Source organism: Allorhizobium sp. GW101-3B10, from assembly GCF_059424725.1.
Map to the genome: position 1 here is coordinate 43536 of NZ_JBWKZR010000001.1, position 22347 is coordinate 65882.

The 22347-nt window shown below is 63.8% G+C and carries 18 protein-coding genes; 11 read left to right on the forward strand and 7 right to left on the reverse strand.

Features of this window, described 5'->3' with window-relative positions; translation table 11 throughout:
- Window positions 1-26 precede the first annotated feature (26 nt).
- Window positions 27-1070 (reverse strand): NAD(P)-dependent alcohol dehydrogenase, encoded by a 1044-nt coding sequence (locus tag AC07Y0_RS00255; protein WP_498673383.1) that lies wholly within the window; start codon window positions 1068-1070, stop codon window positions 27-29.
- A gap of 290 nt (window positions 1071-1360) precedes the next feature.
- On the opposite strand from AC07Y0_RS00255, the gene AC07Y0_RS00260 reads away from it, so the two are divergent.
- Both AC07Y0_RS00260 and AC07Y0_RS00265 read left to right on the forward strand, forming a co-directional pair.
- Entirely contained in the window at window positions 1361-3235 is a 1875-nt protein-coding gene (locus tag AC07Y0_RS00260) for a sigma-54-dependent Fis family transcriptional regulator (protein ID WP_498673385.1), read from the forward strand.
- Between the two features lie 374 nt (window positions 3236-3609).
- Window positions 3610-4709, forward strand: a protein-coding gene (locus tag AC07Y0_RS00265) for an IS3 family transposase (protein WP_498673386.1) whose coding sequence is annotated in 2 segments (ribosomal slippage) — window positions 3610-3862 and window positions 3862-4709 — 1101 coding nt in all. Because the reading frame shifts where the segments join, the coding sequence is not laid out codon by codon here.
- 65 nt (window positions 4710-4774) lie between these two features.
- Here AC07Y0_RS00265 and AC07Y0_RS00270 read toward each other — a convergent pair.
- On the reverse strand, window positions 4775-5677 hold the full coding sequence (locus tag AC07Y0_RS00270) for a GntR family transcriptional regulator (RefSeq protein WP_498673388.1): 903 nt from the start codon (window positions 5675-5677) through the stop codon (window positions 4775-4777).
- Window positions 5678-5796: 119 nt separating this feature from the next.
- On the opposite strand from AC07Y0_RS00270, the gene AC07Y0_RS00275 reads away from it, so the two are divergent.
- From AC07Y0_RS00275 to AC07Y0_RS00300, 6 genes are all read left to right on the forward strand, one after another.
- Window positions 5797-6789, forward strand: a complete 993-nt coding sequence (locus AC07Y0_RS00275) for a zinc-binding alcohol dehydrogenase family protein (RefSeq protein WP_498680148.1) — start codon at window positions 5797-5799, stop codon at window positions 6787-6789.
- Window positions 6786-8306, forward strand: coding sequence for a sugar ABC transporter ATP-binding protein (locus AC07Y0_RS00280; protein WP_498673392.1), 1521 nt, complete (start codon window positions 6786-6788; stop codon window positions 8304-8306). Before AC07Y0_RS00275 ends, AC07Y0_RS00280 begins: the two co-directional genes overlap by 4 nt.
- Entirely contained in the window at window positions 8303-9295 is a 993-nt protein-coding gene (locus tag AC07Y0_RS00285; protein WP_498673394.1) for an ABC transporter permease, read from the forward strand. Before AC07Y0_RS00280 ends, AC07Y0_RS00285 begins: the two co-directional genes overlap by 4 nt.
- A 57-nt stretch (window positions 9296-9352) precedes the next feature.
- Window positions 9353-10300, forward strand: coding sequence for an ABC transporter substrate-binding protein (locus AC07Y0_RS00290; protein WP_498673395.1), 948 nt, complete (start codon window positions 9353-9355; stop codon window positions 10298-10300).
- A gap of 73 nt (window positions 10301-10373) precedes the next feature.
- The gene (locus tag AC07Y0_RS00295) at window positions 10374-11153 is read left to right on the forward strand and encodes an L-fucose dehydrogenase (protein WP_498673397.1); all 780 of its coding nucleotides are present in this window, start codon (window positions 10374-10376) and stop codon (window positions 11151-11153) included.
- Window positions 11150-12658: a UxaA family hydrolase gene (locus AC07Y0_RS00300; RefSeq protein WP_498673399.1), complete on the forward strand. Its 1509-nt coding sequence runs from the start codon at window positions 11150-11152 to the stop codon at window positions 12656-12658. The genes AC07Y0_RS00295 and AC07Y0_RS00300 overlap by 4 nt, the downstream gene beginning before the upstream one ends.
- A 24-nt stretch (window positions 12659-12682) precedes the next feature.
- On the opposite strand, the gene AC07Y0_RS00305 is transcribed toward AC07Y0_RS00300, so the two are convergent.
- The 5 genes from AC07Y0_RS00305 to AC07Y0_RS00325 all read right to left on the reverse strand — a co-directional run bounded on the left by AC07Y0_RS00305 (window position 12683) and on the right by AC07Y0_RS00325 (window position 18640).
- Window positions 12683-13564 carry a dihydrodipicolinate synthase family protein gene (locus tag AC07Y0_RS00305; RefSeq protein WP_498673401.1) on the reverse strand — a complete coding sequence of 294 codons (882 nt, stop codon included), beginning with the start codon at window positions 13562-13564 and terminating at the stop codon, window positions 12683-12685.
- Window positions 13565-13592: 28 nt separating this feature from the next.
- A complete protein-coding gene (locus AC07Y0_RS00310) occupies window positions 13593-15212 on the reverse strand; it encodes a dipeptide ABC transporter ATP-binding protein (RefSeq protein WP_498673403.1) in 1620 nt (539 codons plus the stop codon).
- Window positions 15205-16107 (reverse strand): ABC transporter permease, encoded by a 903-nt coding sequence (locus AC07Y0_RS00315; protein WP_498680149.1) that lies wholly within the window; start codon window positions 16105-16107, stop codon window positions 15205-15207. Before AC07Y0_RS00315 ends, AC07Y0_RS00310 begins: the two co-directional genes overlap by 8 nt.
- Before the next feature lie 31 nt (window positions 16108-16138).
- Window positions 16139-17053, reverse strand: a complete 915-nt coding sequence (locus AC07Y0_RS00320; protein ID WP_498673406.1) for an ABC transporter permease — start codon at window positions 17051-17053, stop codon at window positions 16139-16141.
- An 87-nt stretch (window positions 17054-17140) separates the two neighbouring features.
- Entirely contained in the window at window positions 17141-18640 is a 1500-nt protein-coding gene (locus AC07Y0_RS00325; RefSeq protein WP_498673409.1) for an ABC transporter substrate-binding protein, read from the reverse strand.
- A gap of 395 nt (window positions 18641-19035) precedes the next feature.
- On the opposite strand from AC07Y0_RS00325, the gene AC07Y0_RS00330 reads away from it, so the two are divergent.
- From AC07Y0_RS00330 to AC07Y0_RS00340, 3 genes are read left to right on the forward strand one after another with little or no spacing between them, the layout of a single operon-like run.
- Window positions 19036-20232: a sialidase family protein gene (locus AC07Y0_RS00330; RefSeq protein ID WP_498673412.1), complete on the forward strand. Its 1197-nt coding sequence runs from the start codon at window positions 19036-19038 to the stop codon at window positions 20230-20232.
- Window positions 20229-21185 carry a 4-hydroxythreonine-4-phosphate dehydrogenase PdxA gene (pdxA, locus tag AC07Y0_RS00335; protein ID WP_498673414.1) on the forward strand — a complete coding sequence of 319 codons (957 nt, stop codon included), beginning with the start codon at window positions 20229-20231 and terminating at the stop codon, window positions 21183-21185. Before AC07Y0_RS00330 ends, pdxA begins: the two co-directional genes overlap by 4 nt.
- Window positions 21186-21192: 7 nt before the next feature.
- Window positions 21193-22311 carry an iron-containing alcohol dehydrogenase gene (locus tag AC07Y0_RS00340; protein ID WP_498673416.1) on the forward strand — a complete coding sequence of 373 codons (1119 nt, stop codon included), beginning with the start codon at window positions 21193-21195 and terminating at the stop codon, window positions 22309-22311.
- Window positions 22312-22347 lie beyond the last annotated feature (36 nt).

Sequence of the window (22347 nt, forward strand, 5' to 3'; positions counted from 1 at the left end):
CCTTGCCGGCGAAAGCCGGCTCCTCCTCAAGGAATAAGCACTGCGCGGCCGTGAATCTTGCCGTGGTGAAGGTCGAGCAGGGCGCGGTTGGCATCGGCCAGCCGGTATTCCGCCGTTGCCAGGTGGACCTTGCCCTGATCGGCAAGCGCCATGAGTTCGACCAGTTCGGGATAGGTGCCGACGAGATTGCCGACGATCCGTTTTTCCGACGTGATCATGTCGATGGTCGGGATCTCGAGCTTTCCCCCATAGCCGACGATGTAGTAGGCGCCGTCGTTGCGGGTCATGGCGAGCCCCTCCAGGATCGCAGTGCCTTCGCCGACGAAATCGATGACGGCCTCGGCGCCCCATCCGCCGGTCAATGCGAGCACCTTGTCGACCTGTTCGCCATTGGCGAGCACCAGTTCGTCGGCGCCGCACTTGGCGGCAAGCTCCAGCGCTTCCTTCGAGCGGTCGACGGCGATGACCTTCGCCGCACAGAGCGATTTCAGCACCTGGACGCCGATATGACCGAGGCCGCCGACGCCGATCACCACGGCATATTGTCCGGGCAGAAGGTGCTGGGCGGCCTTCTTGCAGGCACGGTAGGCGGTGAGGCCGGCATCGGTGTAGGGCGCCACATCCTTCGGCGCGAGCGTCTTTGGCAGCTTGATCAGCGAGCGTGCGCCGGTCCGCAGATATTCGGCATAGCCGCCATTGGTATTGATTCCGGGAAAGGAGCTTTCCTCGGCATGCATGTCGTTGCCGCGCCGGCAGGCGAGGCAATGGCCCGACGTGACCAGCGGATGGCAGATCACCGCGTCGCCCGGCTTGAAGTGCGTGACGCCCGGACCGACCTCCTCGACCCATCCGGCATTTTCGTGCCCCATGATATAGGGCAGCTGGACGTCGGAATTGTTGCGCCACAGGCCTTCGATGACGTGCAGGTCGGTGCGGCAGACGCCCGCCCCCCCGATCCGCACGATCACATCGTTTGGCCCCTCGATACGGGGATCGGGCACATCCTCGTAGACTACGAATTCGCTCTTCTCGAGCTTCTCGTCATATTCGTGCAGAACTGCTGCCTTCATTCCAAAGCCTCCTCACTCGGCGCATTGTCTTTCCGCCTTTCTCATTGCAGTTGCCGTGCCAACTGCCTGTTCACCTGAAAGAAATCAGTGAAATCAAATAGATGATGTTTTGGTGCGGTGCGCTCGCGGCAGCGCATGATGTTCAGGCCCACAACAGCGGCAGGGCTTCACGTGTTCAAATCATGAACACTTGCCAGCGGCAGCGAAAATTGGTCCACTAAGACCCGGACAAGAAGGGACAAAACCCTTGAAAAGCCTGAGGAGAGGCGCTGTCCGGGGGGAACAGACAGATGCTTTCACGGACTGAGCGCCTGAAGAGGCTCAGGATCACGTTGATGCAGGGTGGACAGGTCGACGGCAATCTCGTCAATCCGCAGATCGCCGAGAGTTGGCAGCGCTGCATCGAATCCGGGCTCGATCCTCGGGTGACGCCGCCGCCGATCCAGATCGGCACGCGGGAGCTCAAGCAGTTGCGCGAGCGCGATGAACTGACCCATCGCTTCGCCGTGGCCGAAATGCATTCGCTCTATCAGCAGATCGCCGGGAGCAATTTCCTGATCGCCTTCGGCAATGCCGAAGGAACGGTGCTCGATACCATCGCCGATGGCGACTTCCAGTCCAGCAGACCGGGTCGAGGGATCGTGCCGGGCGCCGTGTGGAAGGAAAGCCTGCGCGGCACCAATGCTCTGGGAACCTGCGCGGCCGGTCGCCAGCCGCTGATCGTTCACGGCGAGGAACACTTCTTTGCCGCCTATTCCGATGTCAGCTGCTTTGCCGCGCCGATCCTGCATTCCGACGGTGAACTTGCCGGCGTGCTCGACGCCTCGTCCGATTGCAGCGCGCGCCACAGCCACACCCTGGCGCTGATGCGCATGGCCGCCACCCATATCGAGAACTCGCTGTTTCTCGCCCAGCAGGAAAAGCACATCGTCGTGCTGTTTCATTCCCGCTGGGAACTGCTGAATTCGGTCAGCGGCGGGCTTGTCTCGTTCGATGCCAATGGACGGCTGGTGGCGGTCAACAAACGCGCACGGGAGATCCTGCGCGGTATCCCGCTACGCCCCGGCACGGAATTCAACGCTATCTTCGACACTCCGTTCGATCTGGCTCTGGCGGAGATGTCGAACAGCCGGCAGCCGACGCTGCGCGATGGTTTCGGCAGCCGTTACGCCGTCCACTGGCGCAATCGCCACAGCTTTGAGAAGCGTCAGCCCCAGGCCGGAAAGCCAGCCGGCGCCGATGCGACCGGCAGCAGCCTTCCGCCGTCGGCAAAGCCCGACTTCGTCGCCAACGATGCGGTCGTGCGCCAGCAACTGGACAAGATTGCCCGCGCCGTCCGCTTCAAACCGCCCTTCCTGATCCGCGGCGAAAGTGGCACCGGCAAGGAAATGCTGGCCCGGCATATCCACAAGGCAAGCCGGCGCCAGGGTAGCTTCATCGCTGTCAATTGCGGCGCGCTGCCCGAGCATCTGCTGGAGGCCGAACTCTTCGGCTATGTCGGCGGCGCCTTCACCGGAGCCCAGCGCACGGGCGCCGAGGGTCTCGCCGTCGCCGCCGATCGCGGCACGCTTTTCCTCGACGAGATCGCCGACATGCCGCTATCAAGCCAGGTAGCGCTATTGCGCTTCCTCGACAGTTCCGAGGTCCGTCCGGTCGGCGGCCATCAGGTGCGCAAGGTCGATACGCAGATCGTCGCCGCCACCAATGTCGACCTCGAGGAGGCGATCGCCACCAGGCGCTTCAGGGAGGATCTGTTCTATCGCCTTGGCGTCATTCGTCTGGAACTGCCGGCGCTGCGCGACCGAACCGATTTCGGCGCCGTCCTCGACAGCATGCTGGCGGAGATCTCGCCCGGCACGCAGATCGATCCCGCCGCCGCGACGCTGATGGCGGCATTCGGCTGGCGCGGAAACATGCGCGAACTGCGGTCCGCCCTGCTGCAACTGGTGATGGCCGCAGACGGAAACAGGATTGCACCTTCCGATGTTCTCGATTTGCTCGGCCACCCAGGAGTAGGCGTCGGCCGCCAGACCCATTCCCTGCGCACCAAGATCGGCCGGGAAGTCACCGAGATGCTGCGCAGCAACGGAAACAACATCAGCCTAACGGCACGGACGCTCGGCGTCTCACGCAACACCGTCTACAAATACGCCAGAAACCCATAAGGGCAGGGGGAAATCAGCGCGGCACTGTTCCATAAATAAGCTTATCTCGCAAAATGCCCGACTAACCACTACTTAAGTGAGGTTCCGTACAAGTCTCCGTGCAATCAGGCCCCCGCAACCAGTTCAAACATAAATCACTGATTACATTGATTTAACAAGGGCTTAACCGTAAAAACGTCACTACCGCCTCTGTCTCGCAGGGCGGTTTTTGCGTTTCTAGGCGCTAGCCTCTTATAGATGCAGTTCTCAGTCTTCTAAGGTGATGGATCTGAGTCACCGAAGCGCCTGAAGCTCTCGATGATAGGGAAAGTGACCTGAGACCCTGAACTTCCTCCAGAATTTGGTAGAGTCCGTCACATCAAGGAGACGGACGAATGAAGCGTTCACGGTTCACGGAAGAACAGATCATCGGAATATTGAAGGAGCAGGAGGCGGGCGCGAAGACAGTCGATGTCTGCCGCAGGCACGGCATCTCGGATGCAACCTTCTACAAATACAAGGCGAAGTACGGCGGCATGGACGTGTCCGATGCCCGCAAGCTGAAGGCGCTCGAGGACGAGAACGCCAAGCTGAAGAAGCTGCTCGCCGAGGCCATGCTGGACAATGCGATCCTGAAGGATGTCGCTGCAAAAAAATGGTGACGCCCGATGTGAAGCGGAATGCGGTGGCTCACGTCTGTGCGCAGCACGGGGTGAGCCAGCGTCGGGCGTGCGAGGTTCTATCGGTGGATCGTTCGAGCATGCGATATCGGAGCGTGCGGCCGGACGATGCGTCCATCCGCGAGGCGATGAAGAAGGTGGCGTCCGAGCGTCGTCGCTTCGGCTATCGCCGTATCCACGTGATGCTCGACCGGCAGGGGATGGTCATGAACCTGAAGAAGCTTCGACGTCTCTATCGCGAGGAGAAGCTGACGGTGCGCAAGCGCGGCGGCCGAAAGCGGGCCTTGGGGACGAGACGTCCTTTGGCTCTGCCGTCGCGTCCGGGCGAGCGCTGGAGCCTGGACTTCGTCAGCGATGCCTTCACCGACGGTCGTCGCTTTCGGGTGCTGGCGGTGGTCGACGACTTCACCCGTGAATGCCTGTGCCTGGTCGCCGACACATCCCTGTCGGGGGCACGGCTTGCCCGCGAACTGGATAGTCTCATCGCCAGACGGGGAAAGCCGAGGACGATTGTCTCGGACAACGGCACGGAGATGACCAGTATGGCCATCCTCAAATGGTGCCAGGAAGCAAAGGTCGAATGGCACTACATCGCCCCAGGCAAGCCGATGCAGAACGGCTTCGTCGAAAGCTTCAACGGCAGCTTCCGTGACGAGTGCCTCAACGAGACCCTGTTCTCGTCGCTCACTCAGGCCCGAGCCGCCATCAACGCATGGAAGGAGGATTACAACAGGAGCAGACCCCACTCGTCGCTGGGCAATATCACCCCCAGCGAGTTCGCAATGAAAATGGCTATGGAAAAACAGGCCGCATGAGGCCAGATTAAAAACCCAAGACTCTCCCGAAAACTGGAGGGAAAGTGGGTCTCAGGTCAACAGCCTTACCCCAGATGATTGACCCGCAGTGAAGCGAGCAGCGTTTCCTTCGAGGTCGCCAGATGGGCCTGAACCGCCGCCTGCGCCGCATCGGCATCGTGCGAGCGCATGGCGGCGATGATGCGCAGATGCTCTCCCACGGCCGCCTTGTTGCGGTCGCGCTCACGCTGTTTGTCCCATTGGTAGTGATAGTGGAAAATCAGCGAGATGACCTTCTGGAAATCGCTGACGAAACGGTTTTTGACAACGGCGTTGATGGTGGCGTGGAACTTCTCGTCCAACTGCGAAAAGTCGCGGAAATCGGTGTCAATGCGGTCCAGCAGTTGCATATGCTCGCCCTCCAGCGCGTCGATCGCGGTCCAGACGGGATGGGTTTCGGGCAGGGCGCTGACGGTGCGGGCGGCATTGACCTCCAGCAGCGTGCGGAATTCGGACAATTCCACCGCGTAGTCGCCGGTGAAGCCCAGAAGCCGCCAGCCGCCGCGCGGTCGCCTCTCGACCAGGCCGAAATGATCCAGGCTGGCGAGGAACTCCTGCAACAGATGCGGAGGAACCGAAAACTGCTTGGCCAGTTGCGCCACGTTCAGCGGTGTGCCGGCGGGCACGTCGAACCGCAGCACCCAGTCCAGAAACCGACCCTCCAGCTCTCGCAACGAGATATATTCCTCGCGCTCGGGCAGGCGGTCGGCCTCGGTCGCGGTGCGCAACAGTGATTTGTGGCGCCCGTCGAGGTCGATGATTCCCACTTCGGCCAGCCGTTTCAGCACAGCGCGTACCACGGTTCGGCTGACTTTCAATCCCTTGGCCAGGTTCAGTTCCGAGGGCAGCGTATCGCCCGGGGACTGCGCAGCCAATTGATCCAGCATCAGATTGTAGGCCGCACGAAAACGGGCATCGGTCCGGGCCATGGTATCCTGTTCTTTTGTACTCAACGATTAAAAACAGTTTACACGACGCATATCCGCCGTCTAGTGTTCTTTATGATAAAAGTCCAAAGGCGACGGGAGGCGCTGGAATGGCCGAGATGATGCTCTGCGGTACCTGCATTGCGCCGGGTCGCTTCGAACTGGTGGCGGCACCCGTGCCGCAGACGGCGCCCGACGGCTGGGTACTTGTCGATATCGCGGCAGCGGGGCTTTGCGGCACCGACTACCACATCTTTACGGGCAAGCAGCCCTATCTGAGCTACCCGCGGGTCATCGGTCACGAGCTTTCGGGTCGTGTGGCCGTGGCGTCCGCCGGCTGGGCCGAGGGCGTGCCCGTGGTGATCAATCCCTATCTATCATGCGGTCATTGTCGGGCCTGCCTGCGCGGGAAGCCCAATTGCTGCACTCGGATCGAGGTGCTCGGCGTCCATCGCGACGGCGGCATCTGCGCCCGCATCGCGGTTCCGGCCACCAACCTCTATCCGGCAGGCGACCTGCCGCTCGAGGCGGCGGCGATGGTCGAGTTTCTGGCCATCGGTGCGCATGCGGTGCGGCGTGGCGAGGTCATGGCGGGCGACAGGGTGCTGGTGACCGGGGCCGGACCGATCGGTCTTGGCGCTGCGCTCTTCGCCCGGATGCGCGGTGCCGAGGTGCATCTCCTGGATACCACACCCGCCCGGCTGGAGCAGGCTGCGGCATTCGGCTTCGAGCATCTGCATGCCGCCCTTGGCCCCGACCATGCGGAAGGCTTCGACGTGGTCTTCGATGCGACCGGCCATGCCGGTGCGATGGAGGCAGGCTTTGCCCATGTCGGCCATGGCGGTTCGTATGTCTTCATTTCTGTCGTCCAGGACAGCATCACCTTTTCGGATCCGGAGTTTCACAAGCGCGAGGCGAAGTTGATCGGCTCGCGCAATGCCACGGCGGAAGATTTCGAAGTGGTGATGGCGGCGCTGCGCTCCGGTGCAGTGCGGGCCGAGGCGCTGCTGTCGGAGCGGATTGCGCTGGCCGACCTGCCCACCCGGCTGCCCGAACTGGCGGCCGACCGGGGGCGCCTGATCAAGGCCATCGTTATCCTGGGCACCGGGCCATGACCGAAGTCATCCGCATGAACGCCATCGAAAAGCGTTTCCCCGGGGTTCACGCCCTGCGTGCGGCGCGGTTCGATCTGATGGCCGGCGAGGTTCATGCCCTGATGGGCGAGAACGGGGCGGGCAAGTCGACGCTGATGAAGATCCTCTCCGGCATCTATGCGCCCGACAGCGGCAGCATATGGGTGAACGGCGAAGAGGTGCGCATTGCCGGACCCCGCGCGGCCCAGGCGCTCGGCATAGGCATCATCCACCAGGAACTGGCGCTGATGCCGGACCTGACGGTTGCGCAGAACATCTTCATCGGCCGCGAACCGCGCAGCCGCTGGGGCGTGCTGGACGAAGCGCAACTGAACCGTGACGCCGAGGCGATCTTTGCGGCGATGAAGGTGCCGCTCGATCCGCGCGCCGAGGTCCGCAGCCTGACCATCGCCAAGCAGCAGATGGTGGAAATCGCCAAGGCGCTGTCGTTTCGTTCGCGCATCCTGATCATGGACGAACCCACCGCCGCCCTCAACGACGCCGAGACCGAGGAACTCTTCGCCATCATCCGGCAGCTGAAGTCGGAAGGCGTGGCGCTGGTCTACATCAGTCACAAGATGGACGAGATCCGCCGCATCTCGGACCGGGTGACGGTCATGCGCGACGGCGCCTATGTCGGCACGGTGGCGGCGGCCGAAACGCCGATCGAAACCATCATTTCCATGATGGTGGGCCGCGAGCTCGACCAGTCCGCAGCCGAGATCCCCGACCTGTCCTCGGCCCCTGTGGCGCTGGCCGTGAACGGGCTGCGGCGCGGGCGGATGGTGCGCGATGTCAGTTTCGATCTGCGCAAGGGCGAAATCCTCGGCTTTGCCGGGCTGATGGGGGCGGGACGCACCGAGGTGGCCCGGGTCATCTTCGGCGCCGACCCGCGCGAGGCCGGCGACATCGTGGTGCACGGTCGGCTCTGTTCGATCCGCAGCCCTCGCGATGCGGTGGCGGCGGGCATCGGCTACCTGTCCGAGGACCGCAAGCATTTCGGTCTGGCGCTCGGGATCGACGTGCGCGGCAACATCGCGCTGACCTCGCTCGAGCGGTTCTCGGATCGTTTCCTGCGGGTGGACGAGCCGGCGCTCGCCCGGGTCGCCGCCGACTATATCGAAAGCCTGGCCATCCGAACCCCGTCGGACAGGCAGGAGGTCCGGCTGCTGTCGGGCGGCAACCAGCAGAAGGTCGTCATCGCCAAATGGCTGCTGCGCGACTGCGACATCCTGATCTTCGACGAGCCGACGCGCGGCATCGACGTCGGGGCCAAGGCCGAGATCTACCGTCTGCTGCAGAGCCTGGCGGCAGCGGGCAAGGCGATCATCGTCATTTCCTCGGAACTGCCCGAGGTGCTGCGCCTCTCGCACCGCATCGCCGTGATGTGCGAGGGGCGGCTGACCGGCATCCTGCCCGGCGGCCCCGACACAAGCCAGCACGAAATCATGCGCCTGGCGACCCAGCGCGACACGGTATCCGAAGGAGAATCCGCATGACCGCAACCCTCGCCGCCAAGCCCCGCCTGATGGCCTCGGGTGCGCAACAGAAGGTCCTGGCCTTTGCCAGCCTGATCGTGCTCCTGCTGTTCTTTTCGCTGGCCTCGCCCAATTTCCTGCAGACCGCCAATATCCTGGCCATCCTGCAGGCCACCAGCGTGAACGGCGTGCTGGCCATTGCCGCCACCCTTGTCATCATCACCGGCGGCATCGACCTGTCGGTCGGCACGCTGATGACGTTTACCGCTGTGATCGCCGGGGTGGTGCTGACCATGTGGGGGCTGGCAATGCCGCTCGGCATCGTCGCCGCCATCGCTGCCGGGGCGGCCTGCGGCTTTATTTCGGGCTCGCTGATCGCCCGGATGAAAATCCCGCCCTTCATTGCCACGCTGGGCATGATGCTGATCCTCAAAGGCCTGTCGCTGGTGATCTCGGGCACCAAGCCGATCTATTTCAACGACACGCCGAGTTTTCCACTGCTCTCGACCGGCTCGCTGATCGGGGCCGTAGTGCCCGGCCTGCCGGTGCCGAACGGGGTTCTGGTCCTCTTCATCCTGGCGCTGGCGATTTCCTGGGTGCTGAACCGCACGACGCTCGGACGCTATTGCTTTGCGCTGGGATCGAACGAAGAAGCGGTGCGGCTTTCCGGGGTGAATGCCGATGGCTGGAAGGTGGCGATCTATGCGCTGGCCGGTGGCATCTGCGGCATTGCAGGCCTCCTCATCGCCTCGCGGCTGAATTCGGCCCAGCCGGCGCTCGGCCTTGGCTATGAGCTGGACGCCATCGCCGCCGTGGTCATCGGCGGAACGTCGCTCGCCGGCGGGCGCGGCTCGATCCTGGGAACCATCATCGGCGCGCTGATCATGAGCGTGCTGCTCAACGGGCTTCGCATCATGTCGGTGGCGCAGGAATGGCAGACCGTTGTCACGGGCGTCATCATCATCGCCGCCGTCTATGCGGACATGCTTCGCCGGCGCCGTGCCGGCTAACTGAAAGAGAACGGGTAACGTTCCGATATCCAACGTCAAAACCTCAAGGAGAACACTATGTTGAACAGAAGAGCGCTGATGGCTGCACTTTGCGCAGGCAGCCTGATTGCATCCAGCGGCATGGCCCTGGCGCAGGACAAGCTTTACATTCCGCTGATCTCGAAAGGCTTCCAGCATCAGTTCTGGCAGGCGGTGAAGGCCGGCGCCGACAAGGCGGCGACAGAGTTCGGCGTGGAGGTCACGTTCGAAGGCCCGGATACCGAAGCCCAGGTCGACAAGCAGATGGACATGCTGGCAGCCGCGCTGGCGAAGAAGCCGGCCGCGATCGGATTTGCCGCGCTGGACAGCCAGGCGGCGACGCCGCTTCTGAAGCAGGCGAAGGACGCGGGCATCCCGATCATCGCCTTCGACTCGGGCGTCGACAGCGATATTCCTGCGACGACCGTCACCACCAACAACCTGGCCGCTGCGGCGCTCGCCGCCGACAAGATGGCCGAACTGATCGGTGGGGCCGGCAAGGTCGCGCTCGTCGTGCATGACCAGACCTCGCGCACCGGCATCGACCGCCGCGACGGCTTCGTCAACCGCGTCAAGGAAGCCTATCCGAACATCGAAATCGTCGACATCCAGTACGGTGCCGGCGACCAGTTGCAGTCGACCGAGATCACCAAGGCGATCCTGACCGCTCACTCTGACATCAAGGGGATCTTCGGCGCCAACGAGGGTTCGGCCATCGGTGTGCTGAATGCGGTGAAGGAGACCGGCAAGACCGGCGTTGTCGTCATCGGCTATGACTCGGGCAAGCTGCAGAAGGATGCGATCCGTGCAGGCGAAATGGCCGGCGCGATCACCCAGAACCCTGTCGGCATCGGTTATGAAACCGTCAAGGCGGCAATCGCCGCCGTCAAGGGCGAGAAGCTGGCCGGCACCATCGACTCGGGCTTTGCCTGGTACGACAAGACCAACATCGACGCGCCGGAAATCGCAGCGGTTCTCTACGACTGAGGTCGTTTGAGGCCTGTCTGAAACTTGCCGGCCCCGCATGTCCGGGGCCGGTTCCTTGACGAGGAAGAATAAGATGGAACTGGGTGTAAAGGGCAAGGTGGTGATTGTGACGGGCGGTGCCGCGGGCATCGGCGGCGCGATCTCCGAACTTCTGGCGGCCGAAGGGGCGGTGCCGGTGATCTTCGCCCGCCGCGCGCCTGAGGCGAGCTGGCTGGCCGCACTCGGACCCGACGCCGGTTGGGTGCAGGTGGAGCTTTCCGACGACGACCAGTGTCGCGCGGCGGTCGACGAGGCCCGCAAACGGTTTGGCGAGATCTACGGGCTCGTCAACAATGCGGGCGTCAACGACGGCGTGGGCATCGAGGCCGGACCGGCCGCCTTCCGTGCCTCGCTCGACCGCAACCTCATCCATTACTACACGCTGGTCCACCTCCTGGCCGAGGATCTGAAATCGCAGGCCGGAGCGATCGTGAACATCAGCTCGAAAACCGCGGTCACCGGCCAGGGTAACACCTCGGCCTATGTCGCGGCCAAGGCGGCGCAGCTAGGCCTGACGCGGGAATGGGCCGCTGCCTTCGCTCCCCATGGCGTGCGCGTCAACGCGGTGATCCCGGCCGAGGTTATGACACCGCTCTACGCCCGCTGGATCGAGACCTTCGAAGACCCTGCCGCAAAGCTTGCCGAGATCACGGCTCGCATTCCTCTGGGCCAACGCATGACCGAAGCCTCGGAGATCGCCTCCATGGTGGTCTTTGCCCTGTCCGGCCGGGCGCGGCATCTGACCGGCCAATGGCTGTTCGTCGATGGCGGATATACCCATCTCGACCGCGCTCTCGCAGGAGTGGGCCAATGAAGCCAGATCACATCATCCTGTCGCCCGAAGACGACGTCGCGATTGCGCTCGCCGACCTGCCGGCCGGGGCCGCCATAGCGGGTGTCACGCTGACCTCGCATGTGCCGCGCGGCCACAAGGTCGCCCTTCGCAACCTTGAAGAAGGAGCGCCGGTGCGGCGCTATGGCCAGATCATCGGCCAGGCCAGCCGCGCGATCACCGCGGGCGAACATGTGCATGTCCAGAACCTTGGCATGTCGGTGCACGCGCTCGAGCATGACTTCGGCGCCGATCTGCGGCCGCTTCCGGCTCCGGCTGAAACCCGCACCTTCCAGGGCTATCGCCGCGCCGATGGTAGGGCCGGGACGCGGAACTATCTGGGCGTTCTGACCTCGGTCAACTGCTCGGGCTCGGTGGCGCGCTTCATCGCGGAACAGGCGGAAAAGACCGACTGGTTCCGCGCGCTGAAGAATGTCGACGGCATCGTGCCAATCGCGCACAGTTCGGGTTGCGGCATGGCGGGCGACAACGAGGGTTACGACACCCTGTTCCGCACCCTGCAGGGCTATGCGAAGAACCCCAATTTCGCCGGTATCCTGCTGGTCGGCCTGGGCTGCGAGGTCATGCAGATCCCCGCCCTGGTGGGCAAGGCCCGGCTGCGCGCCGACGGCCAGTTCAAGCACATGATCATCCAGGATCAGGGCGGCACCCGCCGGACGGTGGAACGCGGGGTCGAGGCGCTGCGCGAACTCGCCGAAGTGGCAGAAAACTGCCGGCGCGAACCTATACCCGTGTCCGAACTGGTGATCGGCATGCAGTGTGGCGGCTCGGACGGCTATTCCGGCATCACCGCCAATCCTGCGCTCGGCGTCGCGTCGGATCTTCTGGTCGCTCACGGCGGTACGACGATCCTGTCGGAAACCTCGGAAATCTACGGCGCCGAGCACCTGCTGACGCGCCGCGCCGTCAGCCGCGAGGTGGGCGAGAAGCTGCTGGATCGCATCCGCTGGTGGGAAGATTATACCGCGCGCAACAAGGGCGAGATGAACAACAATCCGAGCCCCGGCAACAAGCGCGGCGGCTTGACGACGATCCTCGAAAAGAGCCTTGGGGCGGTGGCCAAGGGCGGTTCGGCACCGCTCGCGGGTGTCTACCTCTTTGCCGAGCCGATCGATAGCAAGGGTTTCGTCTTCATGGACAGCCCCGGCTACGACCCGTGCTCCGTCACGGGGCAGGTGGCGTCCGGCGCCAACCTGATCGTCTTCACCACCGGCCGCGGCTCAGTCTCGGGCTACAAGCCGGTGCCCTGCATCAAGGTTGCCACCAATTCCGAAATGTTCGTGCGCATGGAAGGGGATATGGACCTGAACACCGGCGACATCCTGGAAGGCGTTACGCTGGAGGAGAAGGGCCGGGAAATGTTCGAGATGTTCCTGCGCGTGGCGTCCGGTGAGATCACCAAATCCGAAAGCCTCGGATTTGGTGGGGCGGAGTTCGTGCCCTGGCAGATCGGCGCGGTGATGTGATGCCGTCCGGAGCCGGGCCTGCCGCTACAGGAGACTGTAGCGGCGCAGGATTTCGGCCACCTGCGCGTCCTGGGCGGCATTGGGCAGCAGGGCCGGCTGGCGGCTGGCGCCGACGGAGGCATCCTGAAGATAGAGCGCCCGCTTGACCATGGCGGGTGCGAAGCCGAGGGCGTAGAGATCGGTGCGGAAGGCGGTATAGATCGCCTGCTGCCGTTCTGCCTCGGCGATATCGCCGGCATTGAATGCGCCGAGAATACCGGCCAGCACATGCGGCATGGCATTGCCGAGGCCGGAGATGCAGCCGGCTGCGCCATTCCGCAGGGCCCAGAGCACCAGATGGTCCGGCCCCGAATAGACCTCGAAACCATCATTCTCCTTCGCCACGTCGAGATAGGCTTCCAGCGTCTCCTGGGCGCCGCCCGAATCCTTGATGCCGGCGATGTTGCCGTGGCGGGCGAGCGTGCGCGCCGTCTCCGGCTCGATATGGTTCTGCGTGCGCGCCGGGATGTCGTAGAGGTAGATAGGCGCCTTCACGGCATCGGCGACAGTGGAGAAATGGCGGATCAGACCGTCCTGGGTGCAGGCGATGAAGAAGGGCGTGATGACGGCGATGGCGTCGACGCCGATGCGGTCGAATTCGCGCGCCAGTTTCAGGGTCTCGAAGGTCGCGGGCATGCCGGCATTGACGATGACCTTCACGCGGTTGGCCACCTCGTCGACCACTTCCTCGGTCAGCCGCACCTTCTCGTCGAAGGTGAGCGCGGAGAAATCGCCATTGGTGCCGGCGCACATGATGTTGTTGCCGGCCTCGACCTGACGGCGGACCTGGGCGCGGGTGGCTTCATAGTTGATCGTCTCGTCCTCGTTGAAGCAGGTCACGAGCGCGACGAAGGCTTGTTTGGTCATGTCAGTCTCCTGTGAAGGGGCGGGAGCCTCAAGAGGCGCGGGCGAGGCGGGCGGCACGATGGGCCGCCTGCACATCCGGATCGGGGTCGAGGCCGGCGGCGAGAAGGGCGCGCGTATAATCTTCGCGCGGCGTTTCGAAGACTTCGCGCACCGTGCCGAGTTCGACGACACGGCCCTTCTGCATGACCATGACGTGGTCGGCGAAATCGCGCACCACCGGCAGGTCATGGGCGATGAAGATGAAGGCAATGCCCATCTGCTTGCGTAGCCCGTCGAGCAGGGCGATGACCTGCGCCTGGACCGAGACGTCGAGGGCGGAGACCGCTTCGTCGCAGATGATCAGTTTCGGCTCGAGCGCCAGCGCGCGCGCAATGGCGATGCGCTGGCGCTGGCCGCCGGAGAACTGGTGCGGATAGCGGCCCATATGTTCCGGTCCGAGCCCGACCTGGACCAAGAGCTCTGCGACCCGTTCGCGCCATCTCGCCCTCGGCAGGATGTCCGGATGGATGACCCAGGCCTCCGAGATCAGCTGGTAGACGGTCATGCGCGGATTGAGCGACTGGGTCGGATCCTGGAAGACCATCTGCAGATCGCGACGCAGCTTGTAGAGCTCCGCCGGAGAAAGGGTGAAGAGGTCGCGACCCTTCCACAGCGCGCTGCCGCTGTCGGGCTCGTCGAGGCGCACGAGAATGCGGGCAAGCGTGGACTTGCCCGAGCCGCTTTCTCCGACCACGGCCATGGTCTCACCGGGCATCAGATCGAAAGAAATGCCCTTGAGCGCTTCGAAGGCGCCGTAATGCTTGCGGACATCGCGGACCGAGAGGACGGGCTCGCCCGGGGCTGCCGGCGCGTGCATTTCGCCCTTGCCCGGGGCGGCGGCGATCAGCTTCTTCGTATAGGGATGCTGCGGGTTCTTGTAGACCTCGCGCACCGTGCCGGCCTCGACCAGCACGCCCTTTTCCATCACCACGACGCGATCGGCGATTTCGGCGACGACCCCGAGATCGTGGGTGATGATCAGCACGGCCATGCCGGTCTCTTCCTGCAATTCCTCCAGCAGGGCCAGCACCTCGGCCTGGACGGTGACGTCCAGTGCCGTCGTTGGCTCGTCGGCGATCAGCAGGTCCGGCCGCAGGGCGAGCGCCATGGCGATCATGACGCGCTGGCGCTGGCCGCCGGAGAATTCATGCGGATATTTGTCGAGCGCGCGTTCGGGATCGGGAATGCCGACGCGCGTCACCAGCCGCAGCGCCTCGGCCTGGGCCTCGGTGGACCCGGTCCCATGGGTCGTCAGCGCCTCGCGGATCTGCCAGCCGACGGTGTAGACCGGGTTCAGGTGGCTGAGCGGATCCTGGAAGATCATCGCGATGCGGCGGCCGTTCACCGCGCGACGCTGATGCGCCGGCATGGTCAAAAGGTCGATGCCGTCGAGCAGGATCTCGCCGGAGCTGATACGGCCGGGTGGCATGTCGATCAGGTTCATAATTGCGGATGAGGAGACCGACTTGCCCGATCCGCTCTCGCCGAGGATGGCGAGCGTTTCGCCGCGATCCAGGTGATAGGAGATGTCGCGCACCGCTTTCACCACGCCCATGGCGGTGTGGAACTCGACCGAGAGATTGCGGACTTCCAGGAGATGGTCAGCCATTGTTTCGACCTTTCATTTCCAGGCGCCAGCGCTGAACGGGATCGAGCGCGATCCGCAGCCAGTTGGACAGCAGGTTGAGCGACATGGTGGTCAGGATGATGGCCAGGCCCGGCCAGAAGGACAGCCACCAGGCATTGGTGAGATATTGCCGCCCTTGCGATATCATCAGGCCCCAGGTGATTTCCGGCGGCTGGATGCCGATGCCGAGGAAGGAAAGCGCGCTTTCGGCGAGCATGACATAGGCGAAGTCGAGGGTTGCCAGCGTCGTCAGCGTCGGCAGCACGACCGGCAGGATGTGGCGGAAGACGATGCGCTTGCTGGAGGCGCCCATGACGCGGGCGGCCTGGATGAACATGCGTTCGCGGATCTCCAGCACCTCGGCGCGGGTCGTCCTTAGATAGACCGGAATGCGGGTGATCGAGAGCACCAGCATCAGGTTGATGATGGACGAGCCCAGCACATAGAGGACGATGACGGCGATCAGCAGCGAAGGAAAGGACATGATGACGTCGGCCAGGCGCATGATCACCTGGTTGACGCGCTTGGAGGAGAAGCCGGCGACGAGGCCCAGAACCGTGCCGACGACCGCGGAAATGGCGACAGCGCCCGCGGCGACCATCAGCGTGTTCTGGGTGGCGACGATGATGCGGGCAAGCAGGGGTCGACCAAGCGCATCCGCGCCCATCCACCAGACCCAGCCGCGCTCCCAGTCGAAGGGGGCGGCGTTGCGGCCGCGCAGGTTCTGCTTGGTGGCGAGATCGCCGAGCCAGTTCGGGCCGATGATCGCCAAGAGCAGGATCGCCACAAGGAAGACCGCAGCGCAGAGCGCGAACTTGTCGGCCCAAAGCATGCGGGCCAGGCGAACGATGAAGCGAGGCTCGTCGGTAATGGTCATATCTGTCGTCGGCAGGGTCACAATGGCCTCCTCAATGACGGATGCGCGGATCGAGCAGCGCATAGGCGAGGTCGATCAACAGGTTCATCAGGAAGATCGCCAGCGCCGTGACGAGAATGGCGGCCAGGACGACGTTGAAATCGCGCTGCAGGATGGAGTCGATCATCAGCTTGCCGACGCCGGGGAAACCGAAAATGGTCTCGACGATGACCGCGCCGTTCAGGAGGCTTGCTGCCTGGTCGCCGATCACGGTGATGACCGGCAGCATGGCATTGCGCAGCGCGTGGATGAAGATGATCGGGCCGGACCTGACGCCCTTGGCGCGGGCGGTCTTCACATAGGCCGACGACAGGGCGCTGATCATCGAGCCACGCACGACCTGGACGATGATGCCGAAGGGCCGCACGAAGAGGACGCAGATCGGCATGATCCAATGCTGCAGCGAACCCGTGCCTGATGTCGGCAGCCAGGCCAGATTGACCGAGAAGACCACGATCGCGACGATGGCGAGCCAGAAATCGGGAACGGAAGCGCCGATCAGCGAGACGATCGAGGACAGGCGGTCGAAGAAGCCGCCGGCGCGGAACGCGGCCAGCGAGCCGACGACGATGGCGGCACCGGTGACAAGCGCCATGGTGATGACGGCAAGCCACAGCGTCCAGACGAAGGCTTCGAGGACGACGTCGAGGGCGGGGCGCGCCTTGCGCAGGGATTCGCCGAAGTCGCCGGTGACGACATCGCCCACATAACGGCCGAACTGCACCAGAAGGGGATCGTTCAGGCCGTGAATCTCGCGGAACTGTGCCTTCAGTTCGGCAGACGCTTCGACGGGCAGGAACAGGGCGGCCGGGTCGCCAGTGAGGCGCGAGAGAAAGAAGACCATGACGATCAGCCCGACGAGTGAGATCAGACTGGCCACGGCGCGTTTTCGGATGAAGCTCAGCATGGCGCCCTCTATTGCATCGGGCGGCGGGATCATCCCGCCGCCTTGATTGCTTTTCTGACTGGCGATGCATGTGCCCGCCAGCACGGTTTACTTGATCGTGATCTCCGAAAGCTGGAGCATCGAGTTGGTCGCCATGGTGGGTTTGAATTCCAGGCGTTCGGAGACGCGCGAGAAGCCGACCATGTGGAAGAGCAGGACGTCGGCGACGACTTCGTCATGCAGGTAGGCGATCAGTTCCGACCAGAGCTTGGCGCGTTCGTCGCCGACCGCTGCCGAGGCACGCTTGATCAGGTCGTCGACCTTCGGATCCGAGAAGCCGGACTGGGTGCCTTCGGATGCGTATTTGAAGAACATCGAGAAGGATGGGTCGCCCTTGGAATTGTCGTGCATGGCGGCGACGATCTGCGGACCGCGACCTTCCTTGAACGGCTTCGAGTAGTAGCCTTCATGCTCGGCCACATCAACGAACTTCAGCTCGATCTTGAAGCCGACTTCCTGCAGCTGGGCCTGGATGGCCTCCATGATCTCGGCGACGTTCGGGAAGTTCGCCGAGCGGGCGATGATGGTGATCGGCGTGTCGACCTTGACGCCGTCGGCCTTGGCTTCTTCGAGAAGTTTCTTTGCGCCCTCGACATCAAAGGCAGGAACCTTGACGTCCGGGTTCCAGCCGAGCGTCGGCGGCGGCACGATCGCCGTGGCGAGCAGGGCGCTTTCCGGAACCAGCGTGCCGAGGAAGGCCTGACGATCGATCGCCATGTTGAGGGCGCGTCGAACGCGAATGTCGCCCAGCGGCTCGATGTTGTGATCGATGCGCAGATAGACAGTCTCGCTATCGAGATAGGAGAAATCGGTGGCGGGGTTGGTCGCGTCGAGCTGCGAGATCGACGGCGAAAGGTCGGCCTCGCCTGCCTGGACCATGGCGGCGCGGACGGCCGGATCGGCGCGGAACAGATAGGTCGCTTCGGTGACCTGCGGCTTCTCGCCCCAATAGTCGGCGCGGCCCGTCAGGACGATCTGCTGGCCCGGCGTCCAGTTGGTGAGCTTGTAGGGGCCGGTGCCGACCGGCTCACGCACGAATTCGAGCGACGTTTCTTCCGGCACAATGGTGACGAGGGACATCAGCAGCGGCAGGATCGGCTGGACCGGATCGGCCTTGAAGTCGACGGTTTGGTCGTCGACGATTTCGGCGGAGATGGTCATGCCGCCGAAATAGCGCCGCGACTCGCAGGCATTCTTGTCGCTCATGATGCGGTCGAAGCTGTGCTTCACGTCCTTCGCATCAAAACCCGAGCCATCCGAGAAGGTGACGCCCTGGCGAAGGTGGAAGCGCCAGCTGCCGTCGGCGTTCTGTTCCCACTTCTCGGCAAGGCGCGGCATCAGGCCCTTGTTGTTGCGCACGTCCAGCTCGGTCAGCGTTTCGCTGACGTTCTGCATGATGACGCGACCGATATTGGATCGGGTCGCCATGCATGGTTCCAGCAGATCGGCTTCTTCCGCCAGGACGATTTTTATCGGACCCGATCCGGCATAGGCCGGCGACAGGGCCGAGCCCAGCATCAGGGCGCTCAAGATCAGTGTGTTTCTCATTGCATTCTCCTCCCTAGTAATCTCGTTCAGTTCGATGTGGATTGACAGCGCGTGTCGTTCGGGTCGCGAGGGGTCACCGTATTTGCGGTCACCATGGTCACTGTGCAGTCCGCCGATGGCGAAGTCGCCGCCGCGTTCCGGCGCCTCCGGACGTCCTGCATGAGATCCTCCCTCCCTGGCGTCCTCTTGCCGTGTGGTAAAACCATCCAACTTTCGCTCGACTTTGTCAATTTATTTTCTGATGTAAAATCTTTATGGAGTTTTACGGGAAATAAAACTGTTTAAAATCAGCGATATAAGCTAAGTGATGTTGATTGTATTGAATTTTGATAACATCAAAAAACTTGACAACTTTGTCTGTTTGGTGATTTTCGATGACTGACGAGGAGGATCCCATGCATCCCGATGATATTGCCTGCAACATGAACGGCGTGCTCCGCACCGTGTCCCAGGGACGCGATGAAGCGCTGCTGCCTTCGCCCATGGTGCAGAACCATGCCGCCTTCCTGCATCTCTTCGAAGACGGCGCGCTTGCCTGCGCCTGGTTCGGTGGCACGCTCGAAGGCAAGTCCGACATCTCGATCTTCGCCTCGGTGCTGCCGAAGGGCGCACCGGCCTGGGGGGCTCCCCAGCAGTTGAGCTTCGACGCTTTGCATTCCGAGCAGAACCCGGTGCTGTTCAAGGCACCGGATGGCATATTGTGGCTTTTCCACACCTCCCAGCCGTCCGGCAATCAGGACGAATGCCGAATCCGCATGGCCGAGATCCGGCGCGATGGCGCCGATCCGACGAAGCTCATCGCGGAAGAGGGGCGCTATCTCGACCTGCCGCGCGGCTGTTTCGTCCGTGCGCCCTTGGTGGTGCGTGACGATGGCGCCTGGCTGCTGCCGATCTTTCGCTGTGTGCAGCGTCCGGGCCAGAAATGGAACGGCAGCCACGACACGGCAGCCGTGGGTGTGTCCGAGGATGGCGGCAAGACGTGGCGGTTGGACGAGCTCGAGCAGTCGACCGGCTGCGTGCACATGTCGCCCGCCCTGCTGCACGGCGAGCATTTTGCGGCGTTCTTCCGGCGGCGGCAGGCAGACTTCGTCTATCGGACGGAAAGCGTGGACGGTGGGCGCAGTTGGTCGGTGCCGCAGGCGACCGACGTTCCCAACAACAACTCGTCGATCGCCGTGACACGCCTGCGCGACGGGCGGCTGGCGATGATCTGCAATCCGGTGAATGCGGCCCTGTCGCCCGACCGGCGCGCCTCACTCTACGACGAACTCGGAGAGGACGACGGGCGGCCCGATGCCGATCCGGAGGGCGGCTGCGTGCCCGTCTGGGGCGTGCCGCGCGCGCCGGTCACGGTTTGTCTCTCCCAGGATGGCGGCAAGACCTTTCCGGTCCGGGTGCTGGTCGAGGACGGACCGGGTACCTGCCTATCGAACGATTCGACCGATGGTCGCAACAAGGAGATGTCCTATCCGTGGTTGCTGGAAGAGCCGGACGGAACCATGCATCTCGCCTATACCTATCATCGGCGCGCGATCAAATATGTCCGCCTGGCCCCGGGCTGGGACAGGGCGGCAGGACGGAGTGAGACATGAGCACCATCATCGGCATTACCATGGGCGACCCGTGTGGCGTGGGCCCGGAGATTTCCATCCGTGCGCTGGCGGAAATGCCCGAGGCGGATCGCGCGCAGACGCGCATCTACGGCAACCTGGCGACGCTCGAGGCGGCGCGTGAGGCCCTTGGGGTCGACATCGACCTCAAGCCCCATGTGGTGGATTTGCCGGTCGAGGGCGCACCGCTGCCATGGGGGCAGCTTAGCCCCGTCGCCGGCGATGCGGCCTTCCGCTTCATCGAGAAGGCGGTACGCGACGCCGAGGCGGGCGAGATTGGCTGCATCGTGACTGCGCCGATCAACAAGGAGGCGTTGAACCTCGCCGGCCACCATTATGATGGTCACACCGGCATGCTGCGCAGCCTGACGGGCTCGAAGGCGGCCTACATGCTGCTCGCCTCCGAACGGCTCAAGGTCATCCATGTCTCGACCCATGTGTCGCTGCAGGACGCGATCCGGCGGGCGACCACCGCGCGGGTGCTGGCGACGATCCGTGCCGGCAACGACCATCTCAAGCGGATCGGCTATGCCGCGCCGAGAATTGCGGTCGCCGGCATCAATCCCCATTGCGGCGAGAACGGCCTGTTCGGGACTGAGGACGACGAGCAGATTGCCCCGGCCATTGCCGCCGCCCGCGCCGAGGGCATCGATGTCCACGGGCCGATCTCGGCCGACACGGTCTTTTATCGCGCCTATTCCGGCGCCTTCGATCTCGTCGTTGCCCAGTATCACGACCAGGGCCACATCCCGATCAAGCTGGTGGCCTTTGATACGGCGGTCAATGTCTCGGTCGAACTGCCGATCGACCGGACCTCGGTCGACCACGGCACGGCTTTCGACATCGCCGGAAAGGGCATCGCCAACCACGGCAACATGAACGCCGCCATCGCCTATGCGCGCAAGCTCGTGGCCGGCCGCGCCAAGCAAGGATAACTGAGCCATGACCAATGCTTCGATCACGCTTCACCAGCCGCGCCGCCTGGCTGTCGGCGCCGGCAACGTGGGCCAGGTCGGCCTCTGGGCTGGCGATACGAGCTCGGTTCTCGTCGTCGCCACCCCGTTCACGGCGGGCTTCGTCGATCGGCTGGGCCTCTCCGGGCGCGTGACCGTCTTCGATGCGATCCCCGGCGAGCCGGACATCGCAACGCTGGATGCGGCGCTCGACGCGGCGCGCCGCTGCCGGCCGGACGTCATCGTCGGTCTTGGCGGCGGGTCGGTGCTCGACGTCGCCAAGCTCGTGGCGGTGCTGTGGGACGGGACGCAGACGCTTGCCGACGTCGCCGGCCCCAACCGGGTCGCTGGGCGCAATACGCTTCTCGCCCAGGTCGCGACGACCGCTGGCACCGGCTCCGAGGCCGGTATCCGGTCGCTGATCACCGATCCGGACAAGGGAACCAAGGTCGCGGTCGAAAGCCCGCACATGATCGCCGATCTGGCCGTGCTCGATCCGGAACTCACCTATTCGGTGCCCCCGGCGGTGACGGCCGCAACCGGCGTTGATGCTATGGCCCATTGCGTCGAGGCCTTCACCAATCGCCGCGCGCATCCAATGATCGACGGCTTTGCCCGCATGGGTTTCCGGCTGGTCGGCAAATATCTTGCCCGCGCCGTGCGCGACGGTTCGGACACCGAGGCCCGCGAAGGCATGATGCTCGCATCCTTCTATGGCGGCATCTGCCTCGGCCCGGTCAATACGGCGGCTGGCCACGCCATCGCCTATCCGCTCGGCACTCGCCTGCGGCTGCCGCATGGGCTGGCCAATGCCATCATCTTCCCGCATGTCCTGGCCTTCAATCAGCCCGTAGCCGTGGAAAAGACGAATGAAGTGGCGGAGGCGCTCGGCCTCGGCACCGGGCTTTCGCAGCAGGACCTTTCGCGTGTGGCCCACGGCTTCTGCCGCGATCTCGGCATCGAGATGTCGCTTGGCGCCCATGGCGCGACCGCGGCCGACCTGTCGCTCTACGCGAGCGAGGCGCATGCCAACCGCCGGCTGATGGACAATAATCCGATCGACATGAGCGTCGAAGACGTGCAGGCGATCTACCGGGCGGCCTTCTAACCGGCCGTTTCATTCAGCCAAGCAAACGCCCCGGTC